This window comes from Arthrobacter sp. MYb23, from assembly GCF_002979775.1.
Lineage (GTDB): Bacteria > Actinomycetota > Actinomycetes > Actinomycetales > Micrococcaceae > Arthrobacter.
On sequence record NZ_PCPR01000012.1, the window covers coordinates 120,005 to 136,149 of the forward strand.

Genomic DNA, 16,145 nt, shown 5'->3' on the forward strand with positions numbered 1-16,145 from the left:
TGTACAGTGGAGTCATGACTATTTCTGTTGCCGTCTCCGGTGCCAGCGGCTACGCCGGGGGAGAAGTGTTGCGTCTGCTGGCAGGCCATCCGAACGTCACCATCGGCGCCATCACGGCTCACAGTAATGCCGGTTCAAGACTAGGGGAGTTGCAGCCGCATCTCCACGGTTTGGCCAGCCGGATTCTGGAAGACACCACGGTAGAAAACCTGTCCGGCCATGACGTGGTGTTCCTGGCTTTGCCTCACGGCGCCTCGGCTGAGATAGCTGCGCAGCTGCCGGAGGGGACTGTAGTGATCGACGCCGGTGCTGACCACCGTCTGCAGGACGCCGCGGCATGGGAAAAGTTCTACGGTTCTGCCCATGCGGGCACGTGGCCCTACGGCCTCCCGGAACTCCCCGGGCAACGTGAGGCGCTCAAGGGTGCCACGCGGATCGCCGTTCCCGGCTGCTACCCGACGTCGGCCCTGCTCGCCCTGACGCCCGGCTTCGCCAACAATCTCCTCCTGACAGACGACGTCGTGATTGTGTCCGCTTCGGGTACCTCCGGTGCTGGCAAGGCAGCCAAGGTCAACCTGATTGGTGCCGAGGTCATGGGCTCCATGAGCCCATATGGCGTTGGCGGCGGACACCGGCATACCCCGGAGATCGAACAGGGACTGTCCAACGCGGCGGGGGAGCCGGTGACGGTGTCCTTCACACCCACGTTGGTTCCCATGAGCCGGGGCATCCTTACCACCGCGACGGCCAAAGTTGGCCACGGTGTTACTGAGGCCGAACTTCGCCAGGCCTGGACGGATGCCTACGACGACGAGCCGTTTGTGCACCTGCTTCCCGAGGGCCAGTGGCCCACCACCAAGTCGGTGCAGGCTTCCAACCACGCAGTGATGCAGTTGGCCTTTGATGCCCACACCGGCCGCGTGATCGTCACGTGCGCCATTGACAACCTCACCAAGGGGACCGCCGGCGGAGCCGTGCAGTCCATGAATATTGCCCTCGGCCTGGACGAAACCGCCGGCCTGAACCTGCAGGGAGTTGCACCGTGACCATTACCGCCCCCAAGGGATTCCGCGCCTCAGGCATCAAAGCCGGCATCAAAGCCTCCGGCAATCCGGACCTGGCCCTGGTAGTCAATGACGGGCCGCAAAAGTCCGCAGCCGCCGTCTTTACCTCCAACCGTGTTGCTGCAGCGCCGGTTCACTGGTCACGTCAGGTGGTCAGCGATGGCCGTGTTGACGCCGTGGTCCTGAACTCCGGCGGAGCCAACGCCTGCACCGGTCCACAGGGCTTCCAGAACACCCACGCCACCGCAGAGAAGGTGGCGGAGGTTCTGGGAGTCTCAGCTTCCGACGTCGTAGTGTGCTCAACCGGGCTGATCGGTGAGCAGCTGCCCATGGACAAGATTCTTCCCGGCGTTGACGCGGCCTCCCGCGAATTGTCGGAAGATGGCGGCTCCGCTGCCGCCACGGCGATCATGACCACGGACAGTGTTTCCAAGGAAGCCGTTTTCACTGGCACTGATGCCCAGGGCAAGCAGTTCACCGTGGGAGGCATTGCCAAGGGTGCCGGCATGTTGGCGCCGGGCCTGGCAACCATGCTGGTGGTCCTGACCACCGACGCCGAGGTTCCTGCCAATGAGCTGGACGTCGTCCTCCGGGACGCCACGCGAGTCACCTTCGACCGGGCGGACTCGGACGGGTGCATGTCCACCAATGACACCGTGGTGCTGCTGGCATCCGGGGCCTCCGAAGCTTTGCCCTCCGCCGAGCAGTTGAGCGAAGCGGTCACCAAGGTCTGCGCCGAACTGGCGCGCAAGCTCATCGGCGATGCCGAAGGCGCCAGTCACGACATCGCCATCCGGACGTTCAACGCCGCCAGCGAACGCGACGCCGAAATCGTCAGCCGCAGCGTTGCCCGTTCCAACCTCTTCAAAGCTGCCATCTTCGGCAAGGACCCCAACTGGGGCCGTGTCCTCTCGGCCGTGGGAACAACTGACGCCATTTTCGAGGCGGATCAGCTCAACGTCGCCATGAACGGCGTGCAGATTTGCCGCAACGGCGCAATCGGCGATGACCGCAATCTGGTGGATCTGGAGCCTCGCGAAGTGCTGGTTGAAATCGACCTGCAGGCCGGCGACGCCGAGGCGACCATCTGGACCAACGACCTCACGCACGATTACGTGCACGAGAACAGCGCCTACTCGAGCTGAGCGGATGACAATGACTGCGCACACCCGCGAAACCACGTCAATGAGTGACGCCCAGGACAAAGCCGGGACTCTCATTGAAGCCTTGCCGTGGATCCAGCGTTTTGCCGGCACCACCATGGTGATCAAGTACGGTGGCAACGCCATGGTCAACGACGACCTTCGTCGTGCCTTCGCTGAAGACATTGTGTTCCTCCACCACGTGGGCATCCACCCTGTAGTGGTCCATGGCGGCGGCCCCCAGATCAACTCCATGCTCGGCCGCCTCGGTATCGAATCGGAGTTCAAGGGCGGCCTGCGCGTCACCACCCCTGAAGCCATGGACGTGGTCCGCATGGTCCTCACCGGCCAAGTGGGCCGTGAGCTCGTGGGCCTCATCAACTCCCACGGACCCTACGCCGTCGGCATGTCAGGCGAAGATGGCGGCCTGCTGCGCGCCGTCCGCACCGGCACCGTTGTTGATGGCGAAGAGGTGGATCTGGGCCTCGTGGGCGAAGTGGTGGGTGTGGATCCCGCCGGTATCACGGACATTCTTGACGCCGGACGCATCCCCGTGATCTCAACGGTCGCCCCCGAGATCGTGGACGGAGGAGATGGCACTGGCCAAACCACTGGCCAGGTCCTGAACGTTAACGCAGACACGGCTGCCGCCGCCGTCGCATCGGCACTGGGCGCCACCAAGCTCGTCATCCTCACCGACGTAGAGGGCCTGTACGCCAACTGGCCGGACAAATCATCGCTGATCTCTTCCCTGACAGCCTCGGAACTCCGCGACATGCTGCCTCGCCTGGAGTCAGGCATGATCCCGAAAATGGCTGCGTGCCTCAAAGCCATCGACGAAGGAGTGGAACGCGCCCACATCGTGGATGGCCGCCTGGCCCACTCCATGCTGCTGGAAACCTTTACGACCGCGGGCATTGGCACCCAAGTAGTACCTGACGAGGAAGTGAACGCATGAGCGAAATTGTTGGTATCGATCCGACCGGCGATGGACCCCCCGCCCGCTTCGCGGTGCCCGACCACACCCGGGGGTCCATCGCCGGATCGGAGGCCAAAGCTTCCGTCATTACTGGAGTGAGTAATGGTGCTGACTGGCTTGCCCGTTACTCGTCCTCGCTCATGGGTGTCTTCGGCACTCCGCAGCGCGTCCTGGTGCGTGGCGCCGGCTGCCTTGTGTGGGACGCCGACGGCAAGGAGTACCTGGACCTTCTCGGCGGTATCGCAGTGAACGCACTGGGCCACGCCCACCCGTTCGTCACGTCCGTGATCTCGAGCCAGCTGGCCACACTCGGTCACGTCTCCAATTTCTTCACCAGCCCCACGCAGATCGCACTGGCCGAAAAGCTCTTGGCTCTCAGCAAGGCTCCGGCTGGTTCCAAGGTCTTCTTCGCCAACTCCGGCACAGAGGCCAATGAAGCTGCGTTCAAACTGGCCCGCAGGAACAACTCCGACGGCAAGCGCACCAAGATTATCGCTCTAGAAGGTGCCTTCCACGGCCGCACCATGGGGGCCTTGGCGCTCACGGCCAAAGAGGCTTACCGTGCGCCGTTCGAGCCACTGCCCGGTGGCGTGGTCCACATCCCGTTCGGTGATATCGAAGCCCTGCGCGCCGCCGTCGACGATTCCACCGCAGCTGTTTTCCTGGAACCTATCCAGGGAGAAGCGGGCGTGCGGCCGCTCAGTGCCGAATACCTGCAGGCCGCCCGCGAAGCTACCACCGCAGCTGGCGCACTTTTGATCGTTGATGAGGTACAGACCGGCATCGGCCGTACCGGCAAGTGGCTCGCCAGCGAAGACGCCGGAATTGTTCCCGACGCCATCACGCTCGCCAAGGGACTCGGCGGCGGTTTCCCGGTGGGTGCCCTGGTCACCTTCGGAAGCACGACGTCGGCCCTGCTCACCGCAGGGCAGCACGGCACCACCTTCGGCGGAAATCCGGTGGCTACAGCCGCCGCACTGGCCACGCTGCACGCCATCGAAAGCCAAGGTGTACTGAATAACGTGCTGACCGTCGGAGCCCATCTACGCGAGGGACTGGCAGCCTTGGATTCTGTCACTGAAGTCCGTGGCGAGGGCCTGTTGATCGGCTTTGATGTGAACGCCGACGTCGCACCCGCCATGGTGACCGCGGCTTTGGATGCCGGCTTCATCATCAACAGCCCGGGGCCGCGGACCATCCGCCTCGCTCCGCCGCTGATCCTGACCATCGATCAAGCGGACCGCTTCCTGGACGCTCTTCCCACCTTGATTGCCACGGCTACAGCCAACACCGCTAAGGACGCACAGTGACTTCTTCCACCACCACCCGTCACTTCCTCAAAGACACGGACTTGAGCCCTGCCGAGCAGGCTGAGGTTCTTGAACTGGCCGTCCGGATGAAGGCCGCACCGTACAGCGTGCAGCCCTTCGCCGCTGAGGCCAATGGCCGTAAAACGGTGGCCGTGATCTTTGACAAGACCTCCACCCGCACGCGTGTTTCTTTCGCCACCGGCATTGCGGACATGGGTGGCAATGCACTGATCATCAATCCGGGTGAAGCGCAGATTGGCCACAAGGAATCCGTGGAGGACACGGCGAAGGTCCTTGAGCGCATGGTGTCCACCATCGTGTGGCGGACAGGTGCCCACTCGGGCCTGGTGGCGATGGCGGAGAACTCCAAGGTCCCCGTTATCAATGCCTTGTGCGATGACTACCACCCCTGCCAGCTTCTTGCGGACCTGTTGGCCGTCAAGGAACACAAGGGTGAGCTGGCCGGGTTGAGCATGGCCTACCTCGGTGACGCCGCAAACAACATGGCCAACTCTTACCTCCTCGCTGGCGTGACTGCCGGAATGCATGTGCGTATCTCAGGCCCCGAGGGCTACCTGCCGGCGCCGGAGATCGTGGCTGCAGCAGAGGAAAGGGCAGCCGAAACCGGCGGCTCCGTGCTGATCACCAGCGATGCCGCTGAAGCACTCAAGGGCGCGGACGTGGTGGCGACGGACACGTGGGTGTCCATGGGCCAGGAAGCCGAGAAGGAAGCCCGGCTGCAGCTTTTCCACGACTACTCCGTGGATGAGGCGGCCATGGCGCAAGCCGCGCCGGACGCCGTCGTCCTTCACTGCCTTCCCGCTTACCGCGGTTACGAGATTTCGGCCGGTGTCATCGACGGGCCGCAGTCGATCGTCTGGGACGAGGCGGAGAACCGCCTCCACGCCCAGAAGGCCCTGATGGCGTGGCTGATGCACCGCTCAGGGCTGGCTTTTGTGGACGGACTCTCGCCTGTAGAAGGTACCGGGGAGAGCACGTTCTAGTGTCCACCAACCCGTCCGTGCCGGGCGCGAGCCCGGCCACCAAGACTGCCCGCCAGGCGCGCATCACTGCGATCCTGACGGGTCAGTCCGTGCGTTCCCAGGCAGAGCTTGCAGCTCTGCTGGCGGACGACGGCGTCCAGGTCACCCAGGCCACTCTGTCCCGCGACCTCGTGGAACTGGGCGCGGTCAGGGTCCGGGGCAAAGAGGGCGCCCTCGTTTACGCTGTCCCCGGAGAGGGCGGAGACCGTAACGCCAAGAGTGGAGTCACCCAGGAAATCCTGGATGCACGGCTCTCACGGCTTTGCGGCGAACTCCTGGTGACAGCGGAGGCCTCTGGCAACATCGTGGTGCTGCGCACCCCGCCCGGAGCAGCGAACTTCCTGGCCCTGGCCGTCGACCACTCGGTGATGCCGTCAGTATTGGGTACGATCGCAGGCGACGACACTTTGCTGCTGGTCGCACGGGATCCTGATGGCGGGGCTGAACTGGCAGCACGTTTCCTGCGCATGGCCGAAGAAGCCGGGCCTGGCAACTAATTGATCTTTTTCACCATGGATTCACACAGCATTGATTCAAATGAACCAAGCAACAACAAAGGAGCACTCTCGTGACTGAGCGCATTGTTCTGGCCTACTCCGGTGGCCTTGATACTTCCGTAGCCATCGGCTGGATCGGTGAAGCCACCGGCGCCGAGGTCATCGCTGTAGCCGTCGACGTCGGACAGGGTGGCGAGTCCCTGGAGACCATCCGCCAGCGCGCCCTCGGCTGCGGCGCCGTCGAAGCTTATGTGGCCGATGCCCGCGACGAGTTCGCCAACGAGTACGCCATGCCCACTTTGAAGGCCAACGCCCTCTACCAGGGCCACTACCCGCTGGTTTCGGCCATCTCGCGCCCAGTCATCGTCAAGCACCTCGTGAAGGCTGCCCGCGAATTCGGCGCCACCACGGTTGCCCACGGCTGCACCGGCAAGGGTAACGACCAGGTCCGCTTCGAAGTTGGCATCCAGACCCTCGGCCCGGACCTGAAGTGCATCGCACCTGTCCGCGACCTCGCCCTGACCCGTGACAAGGCCATCGCCTTCGCCGAGGAAAAGGGACTGCCGATCGAGACCACCAAGAAGAACCCGTACTCGATCGACCAGAACGTCTGGGGACGCGCCGTCGAGACCGGTTATCTTGAGGACATCTGGAACGCGCCCACCAAGGACATCTACGACTACACCGCCACCCCGGAATTCCCGCCGGCACCGGATGAGGTCACCATTTCCTTCCAGGCCGGCGTTCCGGTAGCCATCGACGGCGTGAAGGTCAGCCCGCTGCAGGCCATCCAGGAACTGAACCGCCGTGCAGGCGCCCAGGGCGTTGGCCGCATCGACGTGGTGGAAGATCGCCTTGTGGGCATCAAGTCCCGCGAAATCTACGAGGCCCCGGGTGCCATGGCGCTGATCACGGCCCACAAGCACCTCGAGGACATCACCATCGAGCGCGAGCAGGCCCGCTTCAAGGCCACTGTTGGCCAGCGCTGGTCCGAGCTGGTTTACGACGGACAGTGGTTCTCCCCGCTGAAGCGCTCCTTGGATGCCTTCATCGAAGACACCCAGCAGTACGTTTCCGGTGACATCCGCATGGTCCTCCACGGTGGCCAGGCAATCGTCAACGGTCGTCGCTCCGAGACCTCCCTGTACGACTTCGACCTCGCCACCTACGACACCGGCGACACTTTCGACCAGTCCATGGCACGTGGCTTCATCGAGCTGTGGGGCATGTCCTCCAAGGTTGCCTCGGGCCGCGACCTGCGCGTCGCAGGGCAGTAATGACGTCCGCAACAAACGAAGGCGCACTGTGGGGCGGCCGGTTCGCCGGCGGCCCCGCAGATGCGCTGGCTGCTCTGAGCAAGTCCACCCACTTTGACTGGCGGCTTGCCCGCTATGACATCGCCGGTTCCAAGGCACACGCCCGCGTGCTGGCCAAGGCCGGACTGTTGGACGACGCCGAGCTCGAAGGCATGCTTGCGGCCCTCACCCAGCTGGACGAGGACGTTGCGAGCGGCGCCTACCTTCCGGCCGAGAGCGATGAGGACGTGCACGGTTCCTTGGAACGTGGCTTGATCGAGCGGGCTGGTACCCAGCTGGGCGGCAAGCTGCGCGCCGGGCGCTCCCGCAACGATCAGGTGGCCACCCTTGGCCGCATGTTCCTGCGTGACCATGCCCGGATCGTCGCCAGCGGCGTCCTTGCCACCATCGACGCCCTCGTCGAGCAGGCCAAGGCCCACCGGGGTGTCGCCATGCCCGGCCGGACTCACTTGCAGCATGCCCAGCCGGTGCTGCTGAGCCACCACCTTCTGGCGCATGCCTGGGCTTTGCTGCGCAATGTTCAGCGTCTCCAGGACTGGGACAAGCGCGCAGGTGTTTCGCCCTATGGTTCGGGTGCATTGGCTGGTTCGTCCCTGGGCTTGGACCCTGAGGCTGTTGCCGCTGATCTCGGCTTCTTCTCGGCCGTCCATAACTCGATCGACGGCACCGCCTCACGCGACGTCTTCGCCGAGTTCGCCTGGGTATGTTCCATGATTGGCGTGGACCTGTCCAGGATCTCCGAGGAAGTCATCTTCTGGGCAACCAAGGAGTTCTCCTTCGTCACGCTGCATGACTCGTACTCCACGGGGTCCTCGATCATGCCGCAGAAGAAGAACCCGGACGTTGCCGAACTCGCTCGTGGCAAGGCTGGCCGCCTGATCGGCAACCTGACCGGGCTACTGGCGACGCTTAAGGGACTTCCACTCGCGTACAACCGCGACCTGCAGGAAGACAAAGAACCGGTATTCGACGCCGCGGACACCTTGGAGCTGTTGCTTCCGGCGGTGTCCGGGATGATCGCCACGCTGAAGTTCAACACCGAGCGCATGGAATCCCTGGCTCCCCAGGGATTCGCGCTGGCCACGGACATCGCAGAATGGCTCGTCCGGCAAGGCGTACCCTTCAGGGAAGCCCACGAACTCTCCGGCGCTGCCGTCAAGCAGGCCGAAGGCCGCGGGGTGGAGTTGTGGGATCTTACGGATGAGGAATACGCAGCAATCTCGGAGCACCTGACTCCCGAGGTCCGCAGCGTCCTCAGCACTGAAGGTTCGCTCAACAGCCGTAACTCGCAGGGCGGAACGGCACCGGCCGCCGTCGAACGCCAACTGACGGCGCTCGAAGCGGAACTGGACGCAGCGCGCTCCTACGTCAGCTAAAACGCCAGACGGGACGGTACATCGCAGCGATGCCTTAGGGTAGAGCATCGCGGAGTGCCGTCCCGCTGTGCGTTAACATGGCGCTATGACTCAGATCACCCCTGAGACGTTGCCCGCAGAGCTTCACAAAGCCGCCGGCACCGTCACCCGCCTCCTTACCAAACTGGACGACTCATCCGTCGCCGAACCGTCGGAACTTCCTGGCTGGACCCGTGGCCACGTCCTCGCCCACCTGACCGGTATTTCCAACGCAATGGCCCGGCAACTTGAGTACGCGCGGCGCGGTGAGACCGTGGAGCTGTACGACGGCGGCATGGACGGCCGTACCAAAGCCATCGAACTGGCGGCAGGGCACAGCCTCGCCCGGCACACGGAATCCGTCACCGCCGCGCTGGGGTCCGCCATCACCGCCTTTGACGCTTTGGGATCGGACGATTGGCAAGCGCGCATCGCCTACCGCGACGGCATAGTGTTCGACGGCGGGCTGGCGCTGTGGCGCGAACTCACCATCCACGCCTCGGACTTGGGATTGGGCTTCGGACCGGAAACGTGGAGCCGAGCTTTCTGCGAGCACCTCATCGGTTTCCTGTCAGCGCGAGTTCCGGAGCAGTACAAGTTCGTCCTTCAGCCCACTGGTCTTCCCCAAATGACCATCGGCACTGGTGGCACGTCCGTAGCCATTACCGGCATGCTGACCGACATCGCCGCGTGGCTTGCAGGCCGCGAACCCAGCCTTGGAAGCCTCAGGGCCACTGCAGCCGCTGATGGAGTAGACCTGCCGGAACTCCTGCCTTGGCCGGCCGCGCAGCCCGCGGCCCACTAACCCGGTCGCTCTCTCACGTCCCTCGTGCTTGGGCCGGTCGCTCTCTCACGTCCCTCGTGTTTGGGGCGGTCGCTCTCTCACGTCCCTCGTGTTTGGGGCGGTCGCTGCGTGGGAATTTCACTGCTGCCGCCCGCCACAAGTGCATGGTGGTGTAGGAACGCCACGGGCTGACCTCACTGAAATCGGCGGCGAGCCCAGCGGCGGCGGGCAGGACCTTCAGTCCGTTCCGCACCGCGGCATCATTAGCCAGGAAGACGTCCGGAGCGCCAAGGACGCGCATCGCCGCATAGCCCACAGTCCACGGCCCGACGCCGGGTAAGGGGAGCAGCTTGCGTTCCAGGCTTTCGAGGTCGTCGCCATAGCCGAACTCGAGTTCCCCAGTGGCCATGGCTTCGGCGGCAGCCATGATGGAGTCGATCCTGCGCTGTGGCCCACGGAGGAACTCCCGGCCGTTTTCGGCGAGTTCAGCCGCCGTCGGAAATAAGCGCTCCAAGCCGGGGGTGGCGCTATTCATACGGGATCCAGCCGCGGATAGCTGAGTGAGGGCCGTTCGGGCGGCAGCCACGGTGATTTGTTGACCGATCATTGCCCGGACCAGCAGTTCCTGAGGGTCGACTGCTCCCGGCACACGAATTCCTCGGATAGCACCGACGCTCGCGTTGAGTCGGGGATCGGCTGCCAGGGCGGAATCGATTGCCTGTGGGTCCGCGTCCAGATCGAACAGCCTCCGGACACGGCTCAACAGAGTGGGAAGGTCGTGGACGTCCACGGCGGTGGCGGTGAGCTGGAGTGGCTTACCAGGTGAAGCGGCTTGGTAGGCAACGGAGAAGGAGGCGCTGCCGCGGGGGAGTCGCAGGGTGCGGGCGTAAGTTCTGGTTCCGTCCGGCAAAGTACTGGCCACTTCGATGCCCGGAATCGAACGAACCGCCAGGAAATCGAAGATCCCGGGATCGAACGGTTCCCGGTACGGCAGGTTCAGGGTCAGCGCCGCAGGAGCCATTCCGGATGGCACGGCGGTACCCCGGCGTTGACTGGACTTGGCCGCCGTGGCGCGCACCGCCGTCGGGGTCATCGCGAAAACCTCGCCGATGGTGTCGTTGAATTGCCGGACGCTGTTGAACCCGGACGCGAACGCAACGTCGGCCAGGAGCATGTCGGTGGAGACCAGCAGGGTCCTGGCGGTTTGTGCCCTGCTAGCCCGTGCCAGGGAGATTGGGCCGGCGCCGAGTTCGTTGCTGAGGATGCGGTTGAGTTGCCGCGCGGAGTAGCCCAGGCGGTGCGCGAGGCCATCGACACCTTCGCGGGTGATCACGCCGTCGTTGATCAGCCTCATGGCCCGCCCGGCGATGTCGGAACGGAGGTTCCACGCGGGCGTTCCCGGGACGGCTTCAGGCAGGCATCGTTTGCAGGCGCGGTATCCGGCTTCGTGAGCTGCTGCGGATGTTTCGTAGAAGGTGACGTTCTCAGCCTTGGGCGTGCGGGCAGGACACGACGGCCGGCAATAGATGCCGGTGGAGCTGACGGCGGTGAAGAATTGACCGTCAAAACGGGTGTCTCGGGCGTCGATCGCCCGGTAGCGCTGCCAGAAGTCCATGGCTTCATCCTGCCAGCCGCCCTGAGCCTGTGCTAGCGGAAATCGGACATGGCCGTTAACGGCTTTCTTGCTAGGGTCTGGTCATGAGTTCGTCCATGGAGAACGGGGTCAGCAACCCTGCAGAGGTGCGCACGTTTCTGGGTGGTGACCCCCGTGTCATCGCTCCTCAGATACTGGGGGCGGTACTGACCCACCATTCGGAAGCCGGTCCGGTTTCGGTCAGGCTTACCGAGGTTGAGGCCTACATGGGACCACGCGATTCAGAGCACCCCGACCCCGGCTCTCACACCTTCGGCGGCCCCACCGCCCGGAATGCGCCCATGTTTGGGCCACCGGGATTCCTGTACGTCTACTTCACCTACGGCATGCACTACTGCGCCAACATCGTCTGCGGTCCCGAGGGCGCCCCGTCAGCGCTGCTCCTCCGCGCCGGGGAAATAGTGGAAGGCGAAGGGCTGGCTGCCCTTCGCAGACCGGCATCCAAAGCGCTCAAGGACCTGGCGAGCGGACCTGCCCGGCTCGCCTCCGCGCTGGGACTCACGACGGCGGATACTGGCCGTGACGCCCTCGCCGCACCGTTCAGCTTGTGGTTGCCGAAGACGCCCGCAGCTGCCGTGGCCAGCGGGCCGCGGGTGGGCGTATCGGGCCCTGGCGGAAGCACTGAATATCCGTGGCGTTTTTGGGTTGAAGATGATCCAACGGTGTCCAAGTACAAGGCTGCCAAGCCGCGGACACGTAACACTGCCGGGTGACGTTCACCGCACCCCCCACGTTTACCAAAATCGCTGTAGAATGGACGGTCTGTCTTTTGCGATAGGGGTTACGGTTCGATGCACGACGCTGATTTGGTCCACGAGCAGGAATATGTTGCCGGGCTGTACGCCCGGCTCGATGAGCTGCGCGCTGAAAAGCGTGCCCAGCTGGCGCAGGTGCGCAAGGCCGGCGCGGTGGGAACCATGCAGAACGTCTCGGAACGGGACGCTTTCGCGGCACTGTACGAAGACCGCCTGGCCCAGCTCGACGCCGTCGACGACCGCTTGGTCTTTGGCCGCCTCGACCTCGACTCGGGCGAGGCGCAATACATCGGCCGTATTGGTCTGTCAACGGCCGATCTCCAGCGGTTGATGGTGGACTGGCGCGCGCCCGAAGCGGGCCACTTCTATCAGGCAACCGCGTTCGATCGCCAAGGTGTCCGCCGTCGCCGCCACCTGATCCTTCAGGGACGCGACGTCAAGGCGATCGAAGACGACGTCCTGGACGCCGGGATGCTCGCTGACAACGACTCACTTCAGGGTGAAGGCGCGTTGTTGGCTGCGCTCAATTCCAAGCGCACCGGCCGCATGTCGGACATTGTGGGCACTATCCAGTCCGAGCAGGACCGGATCATTCGTTCTTCCATTTCGGGCGCTTTGGTAGTCCAAGGCGGTCCCGGGACGGGCAAAACCGCCGTAGCGCTGCACCGTGCCGCCTATTTGTTGTATACGCACCGCGAGCGGCTCAAGAGTGCCGGTGTTCTGCTCGTTGGGCCGTCGTCGTCCTTCATGAATTACATCGAACGAGTGCTGCCGTCTCTCGGTGAGACCGGTGTAGTCATGGCCAGCCTCGGTCGTCTCATGCCCGGGATTCACGCCATTCCCGAGGAAGATGCGGACGTAGCCGCCCTCAAGGGCAAACTGGACATGGCCACCGTGGTGGCGAACGCCGTGGCCAACCGGCAGCGGACACCTGCAGAAGACCGCATCCTCGAAGTTGATTCACGGAAGCTGACACTGACGGTCCGCCAAGTACGCCGTGCCAGGGAAAAAGCCCGCGCCACTGGAAAGCCCCACAACGAAGCGCGGCTCACGTTCGTCAAGATCCTCCTGCGCGAGCTTACGGAACAACTGACGGACCTCGTGGAGGAAGGCAACATTGGCAACAACGCCGATCGCGCCTATTTGGCCGAAGACGTCCGGTCAGCCCGCGATGTACGCATCGCGCTGAACCTTTGCTGGATGCCGATGACCCCAGAGAAGCTCATCTCAGAGCTTTTCAGCAAGCCGGCCATCCTTGAAGCCTGCACACCGCACCTGACGCCTGCGCAGCGCACTCTGCTGCAACGGCCGGTGGATGCTCCTTGGACTGAAGCGGATGTTCCGCTGTTGGACGAGGCCGCCGAGTTGCTGGGTGAACTGGACCCGGCCGCCGGCAGGGGACTGGCCCAGCAGGAAGCAGACCGTGCCCGCGATCTTGCCAACGCCAAGCAGACCCTCGCCAACATGGAAGCCATGGGCGTTGACGTTCTGGTAACCGCTGAAGAGCTTGCCGAGCAGAACCAGGAGCGTGAAGGGCGGTTGACTGCGGCCGAGCGCGCCACCAGCGACCGTTCGTGGGCCTTTGGGCACATCGTGGTTGACGAAGCCCAGGAACTCTCGCCCATGCAGTGGCGGCTCCTGGTCCGGCGTTGCCCGCTGAAGTCGTTCACCATCGTGGGCGACATCGCCCAAACGAGTGCAGCAGCTGGCGCCAATTCGTGGCAGAGCGCGCTGGCGCCGTCGTTCGGTGACCGCTGGACGCTGGAAGAACTGACCGTCAATTACCGCACACCATCGCAGATCGCCGAAGCCGCGGTTCGCATGGCCAACCGCGCGGGCCTCGTTGTCTCGGCCCCTAAGGCCGTCCGCGAAGGCAAATGGTCGCCCATCGTGGACCACGTCGAGGCAGACGGAATTGTTTCGCGTTTGGTTGAGGTCCTGCCGGAGGAAGTGGAAGCGATCGACGGCGGCCTGCTGGCTGTCATCGCCGACGGACCACTGCTGCCGCAGGCCACCGCCGCGTTGCGCGAGGTCTATGGTCGCCGCATCGGCAGCGGCGCAGGGAGCTACCAGCAAGACATCGTGGTGATCAGCCCCAAGGAAGCCAAGGGCCTGGAATTCGACGGCGTTGTGGTCCTGGAACCTGCTGCCATGTTGAACCACGAGCATGGCAAGGTGGGTGACCTCTACGTCGCCATGACCCGCGCCACGCAGCGTCTGCGCCTTATCGCAGCCGCGCCGGTGCCCGCCGGCATCGAGCGCTAGGAAAAAATGGACCCCGCAACCGGTGCTAACTTAGATCTCGTGTCACACGTAAACAACCTCGAGTCCCAGCACAACGATCCCGCCTTTGCCAACGTCTGGCAGGAGCTCAAATGGCGCGGCCTGGTCCACGTTTCCACTGATGAAACGGAACTGGAAAAACTGCTCGCCGGGGACCCGATCACGTATTACTGTGGCTTCGATCCCACCGCGCCATCGCTGCACTTGGGCAACCTGGTGCAGCTGCTGGTAATGCGTCGCCTGCAGCTGGCCGGACACAAGCCGCTCGGTTTGGTAGGCGGCTCCACCGGCCTGATCGGTGACCCCCGGCCGACGGCGGAACGTACCTTGAACACCAAGGACACCGTCGCGGAGTGGGTTGGCTACCTTCAGGGCCAGGTGCGCCGTTTCCTGAGCTTCGAGGGCGACAACTCCGCCCGCATGGTCAACAATCTGGACTGGACCGCGCCGCTGAGCGCCATTGATTTCCTGCGTGAGATCGGCAAGCACTTCCGCGTGGGCACCATGCTCCGTAAGGATGCCGTGGCCTCGCGCCTGAACTCCGACGAAGGCATCAGCTACACAGAGTTCAGCTACCAGATCCTGCAGGGCATGGACTACCTCCAGCTCTTCCGCGACTACGGTTGCGCGCTGCAGACCGGTGGCTCGGACCAGTGGGGCAACCTCACCAGCGGAACCGAATTGATCCGCAAGGTGGAAGGCAAGAGCGTGCACGCCCTGGGCACGCCGCTCATCACCAACTCCGATGGAACCAAGTTCGGCAAGAGCGAAGGCAACGCCATCTGGCTGGACCCGGACATGTGCAGCCCGTACACGTTCTACCAGTTCTGGCTGAACACAGCCGATGCTGATGTGGTTGATCGGCTCAAGGTGTTCACCTTCCTGTCCCGCGCCGAGATTGAAGCACTTGGCCAGGCTGTGGCTGAGCGTCCCTTTGCCCGTGAAGGTCAGAAGAAGCTGGCCTTCGAAGTGACCTCCCTGGTGCATGGCGTCGACGCAACCGAAAAAGTCATCGCAGCTTCGGCTGCGCTTTTCGGCAACGGCGACCTCACTGTATTGGATGAGGGGACACTGGAAGCTGCCACAGCTGAACTGCCCTCGGCCACCGTTGGTGCCGATGGACTGGGCATCATCGATCTCCTGGTTACCTCGGGTCTCTCGGACAGCAAGTCGGCAGCACGTCGGACCGTCGGGGAGGGTGGCGCCTACGTGAATAACACCAAGGTCTCAGACCCAGACGCCGTCATTGCCCGAGATGAACTGCTTCACGGGCGCTACTTGCTCCTTCGCCGCGGCAAGAAGAACCTGGCAACCATTGAGGTCACAGCCTAGGTTTTCGTTTCCATTCCGCTCCGAAAGGGCCGGCACCTTCACGGGTGTCGGCCCTTTCTGCGTTCGAAAGTGCTTCCGGGCGCAGTGATTGCCGCCGGTGGTTGACGGCGGCGGTGGCGTCTGGGGCGGTCGAGGGCGGGGGCCATCCTCGGCGCGCTCGGTCGTTCCTCCCTTAGACGCGCGCTGCCGGACGACCCCGCCTCCGCCTCTTTTCCCGTCGCTCTTTCATATCCCTCGGGCTTCAGCTGGACGCTCGCTCACCTTCCTAGGGTTTGAGCTCGACGCTCGCTCACGTTCCTGGGGTTTGGGCTGGACGCTCGCTCATGTTCCTAGGGTTTGAGCTGGACGCTCCTTCACTTTTTGTGGGGGAGCGTTGGTGTTTTAAGGGTTCGACGGCGGCGTGTTGGTTGTTGGGTTTTGCGGCCGGTGTCCGGTGGTTGGTTTGTGTGACGGGCTTCACTGAAGCGTGTTGTTGGTGTTTTGGGGTGGTTTTGGGGTGTGGTGGGGTTGTTTTTCTTGTGTTGGCGGGGTTTTTGGGTGGTGTTGGTGTGGATTTGGTGTGGGGGTTGGGCGCGTGTAAAGTTATTCGAGT

Annotated in this window: 13 protein-coding genes; 12 read left to right on the forward strand and 1 reads right to left on the reverse strand. The window is 63.7% G+C overall.

Annotated features, from left to right (window positions below):
• The first annotated feature begins 14 nt into the window (after positions 1-14).
• The 9 genes from argC to CQ020_RS13905 all read left to right on the forward strand — a co-directional run bounded on the left by argC (position 15) and on the right by CQ020_RS13905 (position 9,550).
• A complete protein-coding gene (gene argC / locus CQ020_RS13865; protein ID WP_105692369.1) occupies positions 15-1,046 on the forward strand; it encodes an N-acetyl-gamma-glutamyl-phosphate reductase in 1,032 nt (343 codons plus the stop codon).
• Complete coding sequence (gene argJ / locus CQ020_RS13870; protein ID WP_105692370.1) at positions 1,043-2,209, forward strand: bifunctional glutamate N-acetyltransferase/amino-acid acetyltransferase ArgJ; 1,167 nt, start codon at positions 1,043-1,045, stop codon at positions 2,207-2,209. Before argC ends, argJ begins: the two co-directional genes overlap by 4 nt.
• 10 nt (positions 2,210-2,219) lie before the next feature.
• Positions 2,220-3,164, forward strand: a complete 945-nt coding sequence (argB, locus tag CQ020_RS13875) for an acetylglutamate kinase (RefSeq protein ID WP_105692371.1) — start codon at positions 2,220-2,222, stop codon at positions 3,162-3,164.
• Complete coding sequence (locus tag CQ020_RS13880) at positions 3,161-4,495, forward strand: acetylornithine transaminase (RefSeq protein WP_258141884.1); 1,335 nt, start codon at positions 3,161-3,163, stop codon at positions 4,493-4,495. The genes argB and CQ020_RS13880 overlap by 4 nt, the downstream gene beginning before the upstream one ends.
• Positions 4,492-5,499: an ornithine carbamoyltransferase gene (gene argF / locus CQ020_RS13885; RefSeq protein ID WP_105692372.1), complete on the forward strand. Its 1,008-nt coding sequence runs from the start codon at positions 4,492-4,494 to the stop codon at positions 5,497-5,499. Before CQ020_RS13880 ends, argF begins: the two co-directional genes overlap by 4 nt.
• Positions 5,499-6,035, forward strand: coding sequence for an arginine repressor (locus tag CQ020_RS13890; protein ID WP_024820409.1), 537 nt, complete (start codon positions 5,499-5,501; stop codon positions 6,033-6,035). The genes argF and CQ020_RS13890 overlap by 1 nt, the downstream gene beginning before the upstream one ends.
• Before the next feature lie 71 nt (positions 6,036-6,106).
• On the forward strand, positions 6,107-7,312 hold the full coding sequence (locus CQ020_RS13895) for an argininosuccinate synthase (protein WP_024820410.1): 1,206 nt from the start codon (positions 6,107-6,109) through the stop codon (positions 7,310-7,312).
• The gene (gene argH, locus CQ020_RS13900) at positions 7,312-8,727 is read left to right on the forward strand and encodes an argininosuccinate lyase (protein ID WP_105692373.1); all 1,416 of its coding nucleotides are present in this window, start codon (positions 7,312-7,314) and stop codon (positions 8,725-8,727) included. Before CQ020_RS13895 ends, argH begins: the two co-directional genes overlap by 1 nt.
• An 85-nt stretch (positions 8,728-8,812) precedes the next feature.
• On the forward strand, positions 8,813-9,550 hold the full coding sequence (locus CQ020_RS13905; protein ID WP_105692374.1) for a maleylpyruvate isomerase family mycothiol-dependent enzyme: 738 nt from the start codon (positions 8,813-8,815) through the stop codon (positions 9,548-9,550).
• 13 nt (positions 9,551-9,563) lie between these two features.
• On the opposite strand, the gene CQ020_RS13910 is transcribed toward CQ020_RS13905, so the two are convergent.
• The gene (locus CQ020_RS13910; protein WP_105692375.1) at positions 9,564-11,144 is read right to left on the reverse strand and encodes a DNA-3-methyladenine glycosylase 2 family protein; all 1,581 of its coding nucleotides are present in this window, start codon (positions 11,142-11,144) and stop codon (positions 9,564-9,566) included.
• Positions 11,145-11,239: 95 nt separating this feature from the next.
• On the opposite strand from CQ020_RS13910, the gene CQ020_RS13915 reads away from it, so the two are divergent.
• The 3 genes from CQ020_RS13915 (at position 11,240) to tyrS (ending at position 15,553) form a co-directional block, all read left to right on the forward strand.
• Entirely contained in the window at positions 11,240-11,896 is a 657-nt protein-coding gene (locus CQ020_RS13915; protein WP_105692376.1) for a DNA-3-methyladenine glycosylase, read from the forward strand.
• A 78-nt stretch (positions 11,897-11,974) separates the two neighbouring features.
• A complete protein-coding gene (locus CQ020_RS13920) occupies positions 11,975-14,203 on the forward strand; it encodes an ATP-binding domain-containing protein (protein ID WP_105692377.1) in 2,229 nt (742 codons plus the stop codon).
• A gap of 39 nt (positions 14,204-14,242) precedes the next feature.
• Complete coding sequence (gene tyrS, locus CQ020_RS13925; RefSeq protein ID WP_105692386.1) at positions 14,243-15,553, forward strand: tyrosine--tRNA ligase; 1,311 nt, start codon at positions 14,243-14,245, stop codon at positions 15,551-15,553.
• Positions 15,554-16,145: the final 592 nt, after the last annotated feature.

Excerpts from the sequence above, each read along its gene's own strand:
- argC (WP_105692369.1), top strand. The coding sequence starts at position 15 with ATGACTATTTCTGTTGCCGTCTCCGGTGCCAGCGGCTACGCCGGGGGA.
- argB (WP_105692371.1), top strand. The coding sequence starts at position 2,220 with ATGACTGCGCACACCCGCGAAACCACGTCAATGAGTGACGCCCAGGAC.
- CQ020_RS13880 (WP_258141884.1), top strand. The coding sequence starts at position 3,161 with ATGAGCGAAATTGTTGGTATCGATCCGACCGGCGATGGACCCCCCGCC.
- argH (WP_105692373.1), top strand. The coding sequence starts at position 7,312 with ATGACGTCCGCAACAAACGAAGGCGCACTGTGGGGCGGCCGGTTCGCC.
- CQ020_RS13905 (WP_105692374.1), top strand. The coding sequence starts at position 8,813 with ATGACTCAGATCACCCCTGAGACGTTGCCCGCAGAGCTTCACAAAGCC.
- CQ020_RS13910 (WP_105692375.1), bottom strand. The coding sequence starts at position 11,144 with ATGGACTTCTGGCAGCGCTACCGGGCGATCGACGCCCGAGACACCCGT.
- CQ020_RS13915 (WP_105692376.1), top strand. The coding sequence starts at position 11,240 with ATGGAGAACGGGGTCAGCAACCCTGCAGAGGTGCGCACGTTTCTGGGT.
- CQ020_RS13920 (WP_105692377.1), top strand. The coding sequence starts at position 11,975 with ATGCACGACGCTGATTTGGTCCACGAGCAGGAATATGTTGCCGGGCTG.